General features: G+C 38.3%; 14 protein-coding genes and 1 pseudogene. 3 read left to right on the top strand and 12 right to left on the bottom strand.

From position 1 onward, the window contains the following. Positions 1 to 106 precede the first annotated feature (106 nt). The 7 genes and pseudogenes from A194_RS0103530 to A194_RS0103500 all read right to left on the bottom strand — a co-directional run bounded on the left by A194_RS0103530 (position 107) and on the right by A194_RS0103500 (position 8,086). Entirely contained in the window at positions 107 to 994 is an 888-nt protein-coding gene (locus A194_RS0103530; protein ID WP_017185512.1) for a diacylglycerol kinase, read from the bottom strand. Between the two features lie 71 nt (positions 995 to 1,065). Continuing rightward, positions 1,066 to 1,434, bottom strand: a complete 369-nt coding sequence (locus A194_RS0103525; RefSeq protein WP_017185511.1) for a VOC family protein — start codon at positions 1,432 to 1,434, stop codon at positions 1,066 to 1,068. A 32-nt stretch (positions 1,435 to 1,466) separates the two neighbouring features. Continuing rightward, a complete protein-coding gene (gene gatB, locus A194_RS0103520) occupies positions 1,467 to 2,897 on the bottom strand; it encodes an Asp-tRNA(Asn)/Glu-tRNA(Gln) amidotransferase subunit GatB (protein WP_017185510.1) in 1,431 nt (476 codons plus the stop codon). Further along, positions 2,897 to 4,371 (bottom strand): annotated as a pseudogene (gene gatA / locus A194_RS17100) (Asp-tRNA(Asn)/Glu-tRNA(Gln) amidotransferase subunit GatA). Before gatA ends, gatB begins: the two are co-directional and overlap by 1 nt. Before the next feature lie 15 nt (positions 4,372 to 4,386). Beyond that, positions 4,387 to 4,680, bottom strand: a complete 294-nt coding sequence (gene gatC, locus A194_RS0103510; RefSeq protein ID WP_017185509.1) for an Asp-tRNA(Asn)/Glu-tRNA(Gln) amidotransferase subunit GatC — start codon at positions 4,678 to 4,680, stop codon at positions 4,387 to 4,389. Positions 4,681 to 5,349: 669 nt separating this feature from the next. Then, positions 5,350 to 6,693: a TldD/PmbA family protein gene (locus tag A194_RS0103505; RefSeq protein ID WP_017185508.1), complete on the bottom strand. Its 1,344-nt coding sequence runs from the start codon at positions 6,691 to 6,693 to the stop codon at positions 5,350 to 5,352. A 1-nt stretch (position 6,694) separates the two neighbouring features. Further along, on the bottom strand, positions 6,695 to 8,086 hold the full coding sequence (locus tag A194_RS0103500; RefSeq protein ID WP_017185507.1) for a TldD/PmbA family protein: 1,392 nt from the start codon (positions 8,084 to 8,086) through the stop codon (positions 6,695 to 6,697). A 194-nt stretch (positions 8,087 to 8,280) separates the two neighbouring features. Here A194_RS0103500 and pepF point away from each other — a divergent pair, with 194 nt between their 5' ends. Next, positions 8,281 to 10,092: an oligoendopeptidase F gene (gene pepF, locus A194_RS0103495; protein WP_017185506.1), complete on the top strand. Its 1,812-nt coding sequence runs from the start codon at positions 8,281 to 8,283 to the stop codon at positions 10,090 to 10,092. A 76-nt stretch (positions 10,093 to 10,168) separates the two neighbouring features. Here the strand turns inward: pepF and A194_RS0103490 are convergent, their stop codons facing one another. The 3 genes from A194_RS0103490 to A194_RS20935 form a co-directional block, all read right to left on the bottom strand. Then, positions 10,169 to 10,471, bottom strand: coding sequence for a hypothetical protein (locus A194_RS0103490; protein ID WP_017185505.1), 303 nt, complete (start codon positions 10,469 to 10,471; stop codon positions 10,169 to 10,171). A 26-nt stretch (positions 10,472 to 10,497) separates the two neighbouring features. Beyond that, complete coding sequence (locus A194_RS0103485) at positions 10,498 to 10,848, bottom strand: hypothetical protein (RefSeq protein WP_017185504.1); 351 nt, start codon at positions 10,846 to 10,848, stop codon at positions 10,498 to 10,500. Positions 10,849 to 11,080: 232 nt separating this feature from the next. Continuing rightward, positions 11,081 to 11,203: a hypothetical protein gene (locus tag A194_RS20935; protein WP_017185503.1), complete on the bottom strand. Its 123-nt coding sequence runs from the start codon at positions 11,201 to 11,203 to the stop codon at positions 11,081 to 11,083. Between the two features lie 173 nt (positions 11,204 to 11,376). Between A194_RS20935 and A194_RS0103475 the strand changes: the two genes are divergently transcribed. Beyond that, the gene (locus A194_RS0103475; protein WP_017185502.1) at positions 11,377 to 12,258 is read left to right on the top strand and encodes a helix-turn-helix domain-containing protein; all 882 of its coding nucleotides are present in this window, start codon (positions 11,377 to 11,379) and stop codon (positions 12,256 to 12,258) included. A 121-nt stretch (positions 12,259 to 12,379) separates the two neighbouring features. On the opposite strand, the gene A194_RS0103470 is transcribed toward A194_RS0103475, so the two are convergent. Then, positions 12,380 to 13,261 carry a helix-turn-helix domain-containing protein gene (locus tag A194_RS0103470; protein ID WP_017185501.1) on the bottom strand — a complete coding sequence of 294 codons (882 nt, stop codon included), beginning with the start codon at positions 13,259 to 13,261 and terminating at the stop codon, positions 12,380 to 12,382. An 86-nt stretch (positions 13,262 to 13,347) separates the two neighbouring features. Here A194_RS0103470 and A194_RS17095 point away from each other — a divergent pair, with 86 nt between their 5' ends. Beyond that, positions 13,348 to 14,712 (top strand): amidohydrolase family protein, encoded by a 1,365-nt coding sequence (locus tag A194_RS17095; protein ID WP_017185500.1) that lies wholly within the window; start codon positions 13,348 to 13,350, stop codon positions 14,710 to 14,712. Between the two features lie 38 nt (positions 14,713 to 14,750). Here the strand turns inward: A194_RS17095 and A194_RS17090 are convergent. Beyond that, positions 14,751 to 14,926 (bottom strand): RDD family protein (locus A194_RS17090; protein ID WP_017185499.1); only part of this gene is annotated, 176 nt, incomplete at its 5' end.

The raw sequence follows: 14,926 nt of genomic DNA, 5'->3' as shown, positions 1-14,926 counted from the left end.
CGTCCTTATGTTAGTCTTTTAACATTATAGCTAAAAGGATTGTTAGATTAAAGTAATTACTATTTTAAACAGAAAAAAGGAGCCTTCATTCATTAGGCCCCTTTCCTTATTCTTTCGGCAATAAAAACTCAATATGCTGATACAAGTTTTCAAATGTACCTGGTAGTTTACCACCATATTCACCGTCTAAGTTAACTTGAACATCTTCTTCTGTTTCGACTGTTACTTTTTTCGCATGTGTGTAAATGATGTTGTCATCGTGGATATGGTTGCCTTTTAAAGCTTTGTTAGCTAACATAATGAACTCTGCTATATTAGTAGATTTCAAGATTAATAAATCAAAATAACCGTCATTCATCTTAGCATTTGGAGCTAGCTTTTCGAAACCACCAATTGAGTTCGTATTAGCGATTAAAAAGAGCATCATATCCCCTTCAAACACTTCGCCGTCATACTCAATTCGAGCATGTGTTGGACGAATTGAAGGTAACATTTCGACCCCTTTTAAGTAATAAGCTAACTGACCTAATGCTGTCTTGAGTTTACTAGGCACTTCATAAGTCAATTCGGTAATTTTACCGCCACCGGCAATGTTCATAAAGTGATGGCCATTAACTTTCCCGATATCAAGATTTTTCGCTTGTCCATCAATGATAATATTCATTGCTTGTTCAACATCACGCGGAATTTTAAGTGCTCGGGCAAAGTCATTCGTTGTTCCCATCGGTATAATACCGAGCTTCGGGCGGTAAGGTTGTTTTGCCATACCATCAACGACTTCGTTCACTGTGCCATCACCACCAGCAGCAACAATTAAGTCAAACTGCCGTTCACAAGCTAAAGCGGCTGCATCAGCTGCGCAGCCTTCCCCAGTTGTCGCATGAGCGGATGCTTCATAGCCCGCTTCTTCTAAACGTATTAACACATCAGGAAGCGCCTTTTTCATCGCTTCCCGACCTGAAGTAGGATTGTATATTACACGAGCTTTTTTCATATTCTCACCTTCGTTCGCATTCTGTTATCTTTACTATACTCCGAAAGCTTCGAAAATGGAAGTATTTGCATTTACACCCACTCTAAAATTTCTAAACGATTGCCAAATGGGTCTTTTGTATAAATTCGGTTCGCACTAGGCAGTTTGTCATCTTGTTCATACTCAACGTTATACTCATCTAATCTTGTCATTAACCCTTCTAAATTGGCAACTTCTAAAGCTGGATGAGCTTTCTTTGCTGGGGAAAATGGTTCTTCAACGCCGATATGAAGCTGGTGATCACCGAGTTTAAACCAAACGCCACCACGTTTCTTTAAGTCTTCTGGTTTTTCAAGTTCAGGTAATCCAAGAATTTCTCCAAAAAAGTGTCTTGCTTCATCTTCTGAATGTCTAGGTGCAGCTAATTGTACATGATCTAACCTTTTTACTGTAAATGTCATTAGCGTTTCCCCTCTCACCTATCTGAAATGAATTATCTTTTTTCTATTTCTTCAACTAAAATCTTGTTAACCATTGGTGGGTTGGCTTGACCTTTAGTCTTCTTCATGACTTGACCGACTAAGAAACCTAAAGCTCGGTCTTTACCATTTTTATAGTCGACGATTGATTGTTCGTTTTCATCGAGGATTTCTGTAATAATACCTCGTAATTGACCTTCGTCTGAAATTTGAACAAGTCCTTGTTCTTTAACAATCTTCTCAGGATCGCCGCCATTTTTCACAAGTTCAGTGACGACTTTCTTCGCTAATTTAGAAGATAGTGTGCCTTCTTCAATAAGCTTTACCATTTTCGCCAATGCTTCTGGTGTGATCGGTAAGTCTTGAAGTTCAACTTGCTGCTTATTCATATAAGCCGAAATGTCACCCATTAACCAGTTCGTTGCTTGTTTAGCGTCTGCACCTTGGTCGATCGTTGCTTCAAAGAAATCAGACATTTCCTTCGTGTTCGTTAAAACACCTGCGTCGTATTCATCTAAACCTAGTTCATTAACATATCGCGCTCGGCGTGAATCTGGCAGTTCCGGAATGGACTGACGGACTTTTTCCTTCCATTCATCGTCAATGTAAAGCTTTACTAAGTCTGGTTCAGGGAAATAACGATAATCGTCTGACCCTTCTTTAACACGCATTAAGATTGTTTCTTTCGTCTTTTCGTCATAACGACGTGTTTCTTGTAAAATTTCGCCACCTTGACGAAGAACTTTTTCTTGGCGTACTTGCTCAAACTCAAGACCTTTTTGAACGAAGTTGAATGAGTTTAAGTTTTTAAGTTCTGTTTTAACACCGAACTCGTCTTGGCCGTATGGGCGAAGTGAAATGTTCGCATCACAACGAAGTGAACCTTCTTGCATTTTCACATCAGAAACGCCTGTAAATTGGATAATGTTACGCATTTTTTCTAAGTAAGCATAAGCTTCTTCTGGTGTACGAATGTCTGGCTCTGATACGATCTCCACTAATGGAGTTCCTTGACGGTTGAAGTCAACTAATGAATAGCCGTCATCACCGTGCGTTAGTTTACCTGCATCTTCTTCTAAATGAAGGCGCGTAATACCAATGCGTTTCGTTTCGCCATTAACTTCAATATCGATCCAGCCGTTCTCACCGATTGGTTGGTCGAATTGAGAGATTTGGTAAGCTTTCGGGTTATCTGGGTAGAAATAGTTTTTACGGTCGAATTTCGTGTCTGTTGCGATTTCACAGTTTAATGCCATCGCTGCGCGCATCGCATAGTTAACCGCTTCTTCATTTAAAACCGGTAAAACACCAGGATAGCCAAGGTCGATTGGATTAACGTTACTGTTTGGTTCATCACCGAACGCATTTGGGCTTGGGCTGAAAATTTTAGATTGTGTTTTTAACTCAACGTGGACTTCTAATCCGATAATCGTTTCGAAATTCATTACTTGGCACCTCCTAGTTGCGGTTTTTGTTTATGATGGTCTGTTGCTTGTTCATATGCATGAGCTACTCGGTAAACTGTACTTTCATCAAAGTGTTTACCGATAATTTGTAAACCGATTGGCATGTTATTTTCAGGGTGGAAACCACATGGAACAGAGATTCCTGGAACCCCTGCTAAGTTGACTGGGATTGTCATAATGTCGTTTGCGTACATCGTTAATGGATCATCGATTTGATCACCAATTTTGAACGCTGTTGTCGGAGCTGTTGGTCCAAGAACAACATCATACTCTTCAAAAATTTGATCGAAGTCTTGTTTAATTAACGTACGAACTTGTTGTGCTTTTTTATAGTAAGCATCGTAGTAACCTGAGCTTAGGGCGAATGTTCCTAACATGATACGGCGTTTAACTTCTTCGCCAAACCCTTCGCTACGAGACTTTTTAAACATGTCCATCATGTCTTCAGCGTTTTCAGCACGTTTACCGTAACGTACACCGTCGAAACGCGCTAGGTTAGCCGATGCTTCTGATGATGCGATCATGTAATAAGCGGCAACGGCATATTTTGAATGTGGTAATGAAACTTCATCCCACTCAGCGCCTTGCTCTTCTAATACTTTTAACGCTTGGCGTGCGCTCGTTTGAACTTCTTCATCGACACCTTCACCGAAGTATTCTTTTGGTACAGCGATCTTAAGTCCTTTTATATCACCTGTTAAAGCTTCGCTATACTTTGGTACATCAACGTTCGCGCTTGTTGAATCCATCTCGTCTTGTCCAGCAATGATTTCTAAAATACGTGCATTATCTTCAACTGTTCGAGTTAATGGTCCAATCTGGTCTAAAGATGACGCGAAGGCAACTAGTCCGAAACGAGATATACGTCCATATGTAGCTTCATGCCAACGACGCCACAGTATGAAGCTGGCTGACGTACAGATCCACCTGTATCAGACCCTAAAGCGAATGGCACTTGGCCTGCAGCAACAGCCGCTGCTGAACCACCACTTGAACCACCTGGTACGAAATCCGTGTTCCAAGGATTGCGCGTTACTTTCATACTAGAGTTCTCTGTTGATGACCCCATCGCGAATTCATCCATGTTTAATTTTCCGATATTAACCGCTTTAGCAGCATTTAACTTTTGCATGACCGTTGCATCGTAAAGCGGGTCATTTAAGTTAGATAAAATTTGGCTAGAACAAGTCGTACGTAGCCCTTTTGTTACGATGTTATCTTTGATTCCAATTGGCATACCGAAAAGTGGAAATTGATTTTCGTCAATTCCTTCTTCATCTAATGCTTTGGCTTGGCTTAACGCTTCTTCTTCGTTTAATGTAACAAACGCTTGAATATCGTCATCGGTTTCTTTAATGCGGTCATACGCAGCTTGTACGATCTCTGTTACGGTTATATCTTTATTGTTTAGCTTCTCTTGCAGTTCTTTAATCGATAAATCTAAAACTGACATCTGATTTTTCCCTCCTTATGAATCTAAGATGGACGGTACACGGAATTGGCCGTCTTTTTGATCTGGTGCGTTCTTTAATGCGTCTTCTTTTGAGATCCATTCTTTCGGCTCATCTTTACGCACAATGTTTTTCATCTCTAATACGTGTGTTGTCGGTTCAACATTTGACGTATCTAGTTCGTTTAGTAGTTCTGAGAAATCAATGATGGCACTTAACTGTTCACTATACTTCTCAGCTTCTTGTTCTGTAATTGACAACCTTGCTAAATTAGCAACGTGTTTCACTTGATCTTTTGAAATCTTTGACATCACTTACACCTCCGTACGTTATACACTTCACAATACTATTCATCATAGCAAATTTTCCTTTACAATGACAATAATTACACCACTGTTATTTTACCATTAATTACCCGGGAAATATCAGTTATTTTGCTAGTTTGTGTCGAGGTTTTTGGTTTTGGGTGTGGTAGATCGGTTTATGGATAACTATTGATAGGAATTCATTAGTGTGTTCGACTATTTTATTAGCGCTCAGGGATTGTGGGGAGCGCGCGTGAAATTTTTGGCACTTGCGAAATTTATTTGGCGTTCGAGCTGTGCTTTTTGGCGCTCATGAAATTTATCTGGCGCTTGGGCGGTGCTTTTTGGCGTTCCCGATAATTATTTGGCTTTCGAGCTATGGATTTTGGCGCTCGTCGACTTTTGTTGGCGCTCGTGGAACTTTTATATAATCAGCGTTCAGGCGTGTTTATCAGCGCTCACTAGTTTTTATCAGCGTTCGGCCATACTTTATCAGCGTTCACCAATTTTTATCAGCGTTCTCACCAAACTTATCAGCGTTCACTAACTTTTATCAGCGCTCGGACCCTGTTTATCAGCGCTCGCAGAAACTGAGCGCTCAACGTAAAAAGAAGGCCCACTTTAGTGAGCCTTCCTCTTCCAGTTTTACCAAATGTGGCAACGTCTAACTGCTATTTATTCAAATGTAACGGATAATCCTTTTAATAATAATGATGGTGCGCCAACGTTTGACGGTCCGAATTCAAGGTCGCTTCCAACTTCATTGACTTCGTTTAATAACTCAAAGAAGTTTCCGGCAATGGTCATTAAATTGGTTGGTCCTTGAATTTCGCCTCCTTTTACGTAATAACCGTTTGCAGCTAAGGAGAAGTCGCCTGAGATCGCATTGACGCCAGAGTGTAAGCCTTGTAAATTCGTCACGACTATCCCTTCATCCATGCCTTGAACTAGCTCTTCATATGATTGGCTACCAGGCTCAATATAAAAGTTAGATGGAGCGACATTAACTGTACCTTTATAAGATGCTTTTGATGCGTGGCCTGTCGTTTTAACGCCATCTTTTTTAGCTGTTTTTCGATTGTGTAATAACGTTGTAAGTGTTCCATTCTCTACTACATTTAATTTTTCAGTTGCAACACCTTCAGCATCGAATGTACGGCTTCCCATTCGATTTTTCATGAAAGGATCGTCAACTAGATTGATATTATCTCCTGCAATCTTGCTTCCGACTTTTTCCTTTAGTTTCGACATCCCTTGTTGTGCTGTTTCAGCTGAGAACGTCGTCACAAACGTGTCGAGTAAACTTCTAGCAGCATCTTGTCTTAAAATAACCGGATAAAATTTGTCGTCAGTTTCTAACGGATTTAAGTATGACACAGCTTCTTGAACTGCTTTATGAGCTGACTCTTTTGCATTAACTTTACCCCAGTCACTCACTACTTCTATATGAACACCGGATTTCGTCACATCATTTTCCTCAACAATGACAATGACCATATAGACGAGATAATTTTGGTCATCTTCTAACGATAGTCCTTTACTATTGTACATTGCTTTTTGAACATCAACTGATTGCATAGTAAAGAAGTTCGTTGCAACGACACGTTCGTCAGTAGCGTATATTTCTTTGTCTAATTCCTTCATAAAATTAATCTTTTCTTCAGTTGTAACAGATTTCAGCGCTTCCGAAGAGAAACTAATGTCTTTATAATTCGAATCACCTTCATATATTTCTTCAACATCTTCTGATTCTAATACACTCGCATTTTCTAGCGCATTTTCTATTAAAAATTCGATTGAAGATTCATCGAGCTTTTCAGTGTAGGCATATCCCATTTGGTCTGCGTACACACCACGGAAAGAAACGCCTGTTACTTCAGCTGTTGTGAATTGATCAACTTCACCTTTGTCAATCGCACATACAAATTGATCACTTTTTTCATAATATAGCTCCATATCTTTAAAGCCTTTTTCAGAGCCTTTTTGAAATAGTTCATCTTTGAATTCTAAAACGTTCATCTTAAGCATCCTCCTTTCGGCCGCCAACAGTTATTTCGCTTACCCTTAATGTTGGTTGACCTACGTTTACCGGAATACTACCACTTAGAGAACCGCACATACCTGCTCCATGACCTAAGTTATTTCCGACCATATCAACAGTTTGTAACGTTTTAGGGCCATTACCGATCAACGTTGCCCCGCGAACTGGTTTGTCGATCTTACCATTCTTCACTAAGTAAGCTTCGTTAATAGCAAAGTTATAATCACCAGTCGCTGGATTAACTGAACCGCCACCCATGTAACGCGCATAAATTCCGTGTTCCGTATTGGCGATAATCTCTTCTGGTGTAGACTCACCTGGTGCAATGTACGTATTTGTCATACGTGATGTCGGAGCATAACGGTATGATTCACGACGCCCTGAACCAGTTGGCTCAGTATCCATAATGCGTCCGTTCAATTGGTCGACTAAGTAACCTTTTAGGATACCATTTTCAATTAAGACATTTTTCTGAGGCTTGTTACCTTCATCGTCCACATTGATTGAGCCCCATTCATTCGGAATCGTACCATCATCGATATAAGTTACAATATCAGGTGCTACTTGTTCACCCACTTTGTTTGCGAATGCTGATTTACCTTTAGCGACAGAAGTAGCTTCTAAACCATGTCCACAAGCTTCGTGGAAAATAACACCGCCGAATTCATTATCAATAATGACCGGGAACTTACCACTTGGACATGGATCTGCACCTAAATTTGTCACCGCAATGCGTGCTGCTTCTTTTGCATAATGATTTAAGTCAAGGTTTTCAAAAAACTCAAAGCCTTGTACAGCACCCGGTCCGTAAAAACCTGTCTCCATATCATGCTCATTCGAAGCAATAGCTGCGATCGACATGCGACTATGAACGCGCTTATCTTCAACAAATTTGCCATCAGAGTTAGCAATCAATACATTTTGTTCTTCATCTAATAAGTTAACCCTAACTTGAGAAATACTGTCATGATAATTACCTGCAATATCCGCTGCATTTTTCATAACATTGACTTTACGCGCTTTCTCAACGGATTGTGGTAACTGGTTGATCTCGTGAATGACTGGTGCTTGTTCATGTTGAAACGGTTGGACATTTACTTGTGTATTGCCATTAATTGCTTGAGCTGCATGTCGTGCTGTCTTTAATAAACCTTCACGTGAGAAGTCTGTCGTATATGTATAAGCACTGTGAAAGCCATTATACACACGAATACCAACACCAAAATCTCTTCCTGATAAACTTTTATCAATACGTCCACCTTGTAACAGAAGGCTATCTTTAAACGTATCTTCAACGAAAACTTCTGCAAAATCGCCACCTGTTGTTAACGCTTCATGAATGACATCTTGAACTAACGCTTGATTTAACATGGAACTCCCCCTTTACTTAATCTTACATAACTTCATTGAGGCATGAACCGTAACGAAGTTGTAAATCCTCTCAGCCTTAGGACTGAAAAAGAAAAATGATTATTAATTTTCTGATTCATGTGACATGTTGTAGTTTTTATTTTATACTAATACTTAGATTTCCGAAATAGATTTTGAGGAGGTTTTTGAAAATTATGGCACAACGTTTACAAAGACAAGACGTCCCTGTCGAACAGACATGGAAGTTAGAAGATTTATTTGAATCAAACAAACAGTGGGAACAAGCATTAAATGATTTAGAGCAACTTACTCCAGAAGTGACGCAATATAAAGGTCGTTTACACGAAGGTTCTGACGTTTTATTAGCTTGCTTAAATGCACAAGTAGAAGTACAAAAGAAAGCGATTGTTGTTGGAACATATGCTAACTTACGCTCATCAGAAGATGGAACAAACCCTGAAAACCAAGCAAACTCTGGTAAAGTTTCTTCTGTATTCGCAAAGGTCCAAGCTGAAATGGCCTTTTTTGATTCAGAAGTATTAGCTCTTCCAGAAGGCACAATTGAACAATACTTAGAAGAAAATGAAGAGTTACAAGTTTATAAGAAGACATTAAACGATTTATTAGAGCGCAAACCGTACACATTAGCACCAGAAACAGAAGAGGTGCTAGCATCATTAGGTGAAGTTCATTCAGCACCATACATGATCTATCAGCGCAGCAAATCATCGGATATGGAATTTGAATCATTTACGACAAGTGATGGAACAGAATATGCTAACTCATTTGCATTATTTGAAGATGAGCATGAACTTTCATCAAACACAGAAGTTCGTCGTAAAGCGTATGATTCTTTTGTCAAAACGTTAAAACAATATGAAAATACTTATGCTGCGACATACGCGACACAAGTTAAGAAAGAAGTCGCTCTTTCACGTGCACGTGGTTATGATTCGGTTACACAAATGTTACTTCAACCACAAAAAGTTACAGAAGAAATGTACCATAACCAATTAGATGTCATTCAAAAAGAACTCGCTCCACATATGCGTCGCTTCGCAAAGCTTAAGCAACAAGTATACGGATTAGACAAACTGCAATTCGTTGATCTTAAAGCACCATTAGACCCTGAATTCGATCCTGAATCTTCTTATGAAGACGTGTCTCAAACGATATTGGACTCGTTACAAGTCATGGGTCCTGAATATACAGCCATTATGGAAAAAGCATTAAAAGAACGTTGGGTTGATTACGCTGACAACATTGGTAAGTCAACAGGTGCATTCTGTGCGAGCCCTTATGGCGTCCACCCATACATTTTATTAACGTATACAGGAAAAATGCGTGGTGCATTTATTTTAGCTCACGAACTGGGTCATGCAGGTCACTTACATTTAGCTAATCAACATCAGCATATTTTTAACACTAGACCGTCAACATACTTCATTGAAGCACCATCAACAATGAATGAAATGTTACTAGCTGACCATTTACTTGAAACGACGGACGATCCACGCATGCGTCGTTGGGTCATTTTACAACTGTTAGGCTCATACTATCACAATTTCGTAACGCACTTACTAGAAGGTGAATACCAACGTCGTGTGTACGAATTAGCTGAAAAAGGTGTACCTTTAACAGCAAACACATTAAAACAACAAAAAGGCGAAACGTTGCGTAACTTCTGGGGCGATGTCGTTGAAATTGATGAAGGTGCAGAATTAACGTGGATGCGCCAGCCTCACTATTATATGGGCTTATATCCATACACTTACTCAGCTGGGTTAACAGCTTCAACTGCTGTATCACAGTTATTTAAAGAAGAAGGCCAACCAGCCATTGATCGTTGGTTAGAAGTGTTAAAAATGGGCGGTACAAAAACACCACAAGAACTAATGAAATATGCAGGTGTTGATATGACAACACCAGACCCTATTAAGAAAGCCGTTTCCTATGTCGGTTCATTAGTAGACGAATTAGAGAAAAGCTACAAATTAGTAGATTAATGGCAATGGAAAAGGCAAGTGCTCAGGTAGCACTTGCCTTCCATCTATAGGGAGTATGATAGGGAGTATACGCAATTTAACAACTTCTCTTATAATTAACCATGTATTGTTCAGCTTCGTTTAAATCGTTTTTATGCACGAGTAGACGAATCGTTGTTCCAAGTTCTGAACTACCATGAACAATTACACCTGGCCTAGAGCTAACATTTTGTAACCGGCACCTTACACCTTGATTACGCAAAAATTGATAGCGATTATTAATTTCATTCGGTCGATGTCCTACCGCTTCATATAATGTATTATACATGCGCGAATATCTTAACCTAATTACAATGACAGTTAAAGATAAAGCAACTAGTACAATAAGTGGATTGATCATGTCATCACCCTTATTTCAATCGGCTGTTAATTCAAATATCGTCTTACTTCTGTAAGGTCACTCGTTTTTAAGACAACTCCTTCATGCCCAAATAATAAAAAAGTAGGATACTCATCAATGTCAAAAACATTCGTATAGCTTATATTTTGGTCATCCCATACATAAGAGGTTGTCATAACACGTTTCAAATCCATCTGCCCGAATTCAGATACAACGCTATTATTAATTTTACTAATTTGATGTTCGTCACTTACTACAATCGTTAAATTATAATCGAACATAGGGGTCGCTGGCTGATGTTCCTGAACTAGTTTTTCTTCATCGTAATGATCACATCCACTGAAGACTAAAACTAGTAAAATTAATAATAGTTTCATATCGTTCCTCCACTCTCGGTTTCTTGATGTCTTAAAAAAATGGGGGACATCCTCCTTAATGCCGAGTTAAGGAGGATGCGGCTGAGGTGAAACCATTACAAGAGCGTGATCTTGTATTCTCTTTTAAAAAATCATTCGTTCATCAATAAAGTGATTGCCCTTAATCTATTAGATGATTATAGGGTACAGGGACTTATTACGAGCCATACTGGGTTCAGTATGTATGACTCAATTAGTGTAAATCAGGTAAGTCTAAAACAGTAATTGGGTCATTGTTGTCTTCTACTGCTGTTTCAGTTGGGGTAAGACCGAAAATAGCACCTAGAAGAATAGTTAATACTAATAACTTTTTCATCTTTTTACACCTCCCTCAGTCAATCTATGTACATTATGTACTCTGCCAAGGGATTTGTAAAAACGCTTAAAACCTGACTATAATGGTTTTAAAGGATTCTATACATAATATTTGCTCATTTGCATGCTTTTTTAAAAAAAATATGCGTTTATGCATATAAAGGGAGAGAACTTATGAATTTAACTGTTGGAGAGAAAATTAAAGACCTACGTAAACGGTTAAATATTTCACAAGCAGGCCTAGCAAACGGGGTTTGTTCACAATCTGAACTGAGTAGAATTGAGAGAGATCAGCACCAACCATCATATATGACTTTAAAAGGTATTGCTGATAAATTAGGTGTAAACATCACTCATTTTCTATCAGATACAAATAGCGAACGTGAAGACTATATGCAAGAAGTTTGGAAACAACTTGATAAAGCTAGACGAGACAGAGACTATGAAACTATCGAAGATATAATAAAAGTCGAACAAAATAACCCTTCTTTTCAGTCTCAACAAGCCAGAAGAAATTTAATGTGGCACAAATCCATGGTTCAATATCACTTATATAATGATTTTGAATTAGCGATGAGTACATTGAAAGACTGTTTATCACTTTCATCTTTCGACCGATTCTCTGCTGAAATTAATATTCAAGTTCTTTGTAGTTTAGGTATAATGTCTAGGAATGAAGGTTTACTTTATGAAGCAAAAAGTTACCATGAACAAGCTTATGATTTAATAAACGAAATTACTAATTTAAATGATAAAAGAATTATTGCCAAAGTAAGGTATAACTTAGCCAAAGTGTATACGGACCTTAACGAAATAGAAAAATCTTTAAAAGTGTGTCACCAAGGTCTTTCATATTGTCGTGAATACGAAGATTTATACACGTTTGCAGAATTTCACTACCAAATTGGCAGAAATTTGTTAAAGAAGGGCCACGTTGAACTTGGAATTGAATATTGGAAAAAAAGCGAATTCCTTTTTGAACTTGAAGGGAAAGAAAACCTTTCTAATATCATTGAACATGATATTCAATCTTTCCAAGAACACGAATCTGTATAAAAGCAACGGGGATACCCCCGTTGCTTTTTATATATAACCAATAAGTATCATAACACTTTTCCGAATAAAAGTTTAGTATTATTTTAAAATTAAGACTTTTAAACTGAAACAATACTACTACTTATCGGTACTTTAACATTAAGTTTAAATATCGTTCGGCATCTTTTGCTAAATGTGGAGCTTGTAAATCTTTGAACACTTCTATTGCCCGATTGACCATTTCTAATCCAGCATCTCGATTGCCCTTCTTCACTTCGTACATCCCTTTTAACTGCATAATGTTCGTTTTTAATAATAGGTCTGTTTCTAAACAATTCCCTTCTACCATTTCAAAAAAGTATTGAATGGATTGTTCGTTAACTAGTTTTTTAGGTTGGTTCACTGGACCTATTAAGTAAATAATCGTATTCAGCAAAATATTGTTCACGGTTTCCCTTATTTTGGGCAAATCTTGATATGGTTTACTTTTCTTATAAGCTGTTTTAGAAAGTGTTTCGATCATTTTCTCATCGAGTACGAGAATAGTTTTACTGTAAAGTCTCAGTTCGTACAGTGTCCAAACTTCAACATTAAATAAATAATCAATTAAATCTTTTAGTCCATCTCGTTCACCATCAATCATTTTGTCTCTAATAATATTTTCATAGATTTTTAGTAAGACAGCCTGACATCGATATGGCTTCACTTTATATTTATCCCATAGAGCCATTTGTTCATCATGCATTTTTTGTAGATTTTGAAGATCTCTTTTTAAGTAATACTCATGAGCTCGGTTGAAAAAAGCTTCTAACTCAGAAGGTTGATTGTTGTTATGGAAAAACAGAAATTCATCAAAAGTCACTTTCAAACGGTCTAATAAAGCGTGTATGTGTTGGATTGAAATCTCAGATTCGCCTCTTTCAAATTTTGATAAAAACGAAACAGAAACGGTCCCTTCTGATACTTCCTTCAGTGTATATCCTTTATTTTCTCTTATTTCGCGAAACGTTTGGCCGTAGTTCATTTTTTCACTCCTAAATTCCACTATATGAAAATTATAACATTCCTCTCTTTTATTATATTTATAATAAAGAAAAAGGGGGAATGTTTATGACTCAACATTACGTTATTCGAGGAGCACAAGTTTTAGACTTTGATATTGGCGATTTTAGTCGTCAAGACCTTGAGATTAAAGACGGGGAAATCAAAACAATCTTAGATCCAGGTAAGTCTGTTAGCGACGCAGAAAGTGTTAATTTCCAAGGACATTACATAATACCGGGTTTAATTGATATGCATGTTCATATTAAAGAAGGGTATGCGCCGTATTTTGTTGCTGCTGGTATGACGGCTGTTCGCAATACTGGAGGCAATGTACACGAATTAGACGCACTAATTCAAGCGAAAAATGACGCCCCTACACCTCATGTTTTTTCAACTGATCGAATCATTGATGGTACTCCTGGCTTATGGGGTGACACAAGCCCTTGGAATCTCAATGTTACTAACGAGGAAGAAGTGACACGTGAGATTGAGAGGCAAGTAAAGGCAGGAGCTAAATTTATTAAAGTATACGGTAGACTGCCTGAACAATTAATGGTACACGCTGTGAATGAAGCAAGAAGATTTAGCCTCGACGTAAGCTGTGACTTGGTTCACTCTAATGATGTGGATGCTCTTAGTGCAGCCAAGTGGGGTGTCAAATGGTTCGAGCATGCTTCTGGAATCATTCAATCCATTTATTCAAACTGGTCAATGAGTGCTGAACAATCCAAGTGGGACCTTATTCCTTTTCACCAACCTGACGAAGAAGCGATTCGTGACACCTGTGAAAAGCTATTAGAATACGACGCCATACTATGTCCAACTATGATTCTTTTTGATCAAATGAATGGTTATCCGAACTATTGGAAACCTGAACACACTTTAATACAAGCAATAGAAAACAACTCAAACTTGATGAATCAATGGCAAGCAATTAGCCAACATGAAGCTGCTCTTAAGCCTTTAGCGACTCAAAGCAAAATGAATCAAAGAATTGCAAAGGTATATGCAGACTTAGGTGGAAAAGTCGTCGCAGGCACAGACACACCAGCAGGCATTTACACGTGGCCAGGCTTAGCCTTACACCGTGAGTTAGAGCTGTTTGTCGAAAATGGCTTCTCACCTCTTACAGCATTACGAGCAGCAACAGTTGACGCTGCTGACTCAATTGGTTTACGCCATATCGGATCGATTCAATCTGAAAACCAAGCAGACCTTGTTATTTTAAATGCGAACCCACTAGAAAATATTAAACATACGAAAGACATCCGGTATGTCATCAAAGGTGGGCGTATGTATTCCCAACAGGAAGTTTTTAACGAGGTCCCCGATGACGAAGAAGTTTTCACAAATCTTAGAAGGTTCATAAACAGCTTCAATGAAGAAGTTAACGAAGATTGGTATGAGGACATGATCAAGGAATTCAGTTAGAAAATAGAGCACACTCCTTAATGGAATGTGCTCTATTATTATGGTTTACCGACATAAGTTCCACCAATTAAGTCGTGTATTGCCCTTTTGTCTTCTCTAAATATAACCATAAAAATACTAACAATCCAAGAGACTCCAAATGTCACAATGCCAACTAAGTGAAAACCGACCACTTCTCGTAACAAGGTGTTAGTTAACGTTACGTCATCACCAC

The sequence above is a fragment of the Alkalibacillus haloalkaliphilus C5 genome (assembly GCF_000269905.1).
Taxonomy (GTDB): domain Bacteria; phylum Bacillota; class Bacilli; order Bacillales; family Alkalibacillaceae; genus Alkalibacillus; species Alkalibacillus haloalkaliphilus_A.
The sequence above is the reverse complement of the archived record's forward strand: the minus strand, read 5'-3'. Positions and strand labels throughout refer to the sequence as shown.

Bases quoted from the DNA above. Each gene is read 5' to 3' on its own strand.
- A194_RS0103530 (WP_017185512.1), bottom strand. From the start codon at position 994: ATGAAAAAAGCTCGTGTAATATACAATCCTACTTCAGGTCGGGAAGCG.
- A194_RS0103525 (WP_017185511.1), bottom strand. From the start codon at position 1,434: ATGACATTTACAGTAAAAAGGTTAGATCATGTACAATTAGCTGCACCT.
- gatB (WP_017185510.1), bottom strand. From the start codon at position 2,897: ATGAATTTCGAAACGATTATCGGATTAGAAGTCCACGTTGAGTTAAAA.
- gatC (WP_017185509.1), bottom strand. From the start codon at position 4,680: ATGTCAAAGATTTCAAAAGATCAAGTGAAACACGTTGCTAATTTAGCA.
- A194_RS0103505 (WP_017185508.1), bottom strand. From the start codon at position 6,693: ATGAACGTTTTAGAATTCAAAGATGAACTATTTCAAAAAGGCTCTGAA.
- A194_RS0103500 (WP_017185507.1), bottom strand. From the start codon at position 8,086: ATGTTAAATCAAGCGTTAGTTCAAGATGTCATTCATGAAGCGTTAACA.
- pepF (WP_017185506.1), top strand. From the start codon at position 8,281: ATGGCACAACGTTTACAAAGACAAGACGTCCCTGTCGAACAGACATGG.
- A194_RS0103490 (WP_017185505.1), bottom strand. From the start codon at position 10,471: ATGATCAATCCACTTATTGTACTAGTTGCTTTATCTTTAACTGTCATT.
- A194_RS0103485 (WP_017185504.1), bottom strand. From the start codon at position 10,848: ATGAAACTATTATTAATTTTACTAGTTTTAGTCTTCAGTGGATGTGAT.
- A194_RS20935 (WP_017185503.1), bottom strand. From the start codon at position 11,203: ATGAAAAAGTTATTAGTATTAACTATTCTTCTAGGTGCTATTTTCGGT.
- A194_RS0103475 (WP_017185502.1), top strand. From the start codon at position 11,377: ATGAATTTAACTGTTGGAGAGAAAATTAAAGACCTACGTAAACGGTTA.
- A194_RS0103470 (WP_017185501.1), bottom strand. From the start codon at position 13,261: ATGAACTACGGCCAAACGTTTCGCGAAATAAGAGAAAATAAAGGATAT.
- A194_RS17095 (WP_017185500.1), top strand. From the start codon at position 13,348: ATGACTCAACATTACGTTATTCGAGGAGCACAAGTTTTAGACTTTGAT.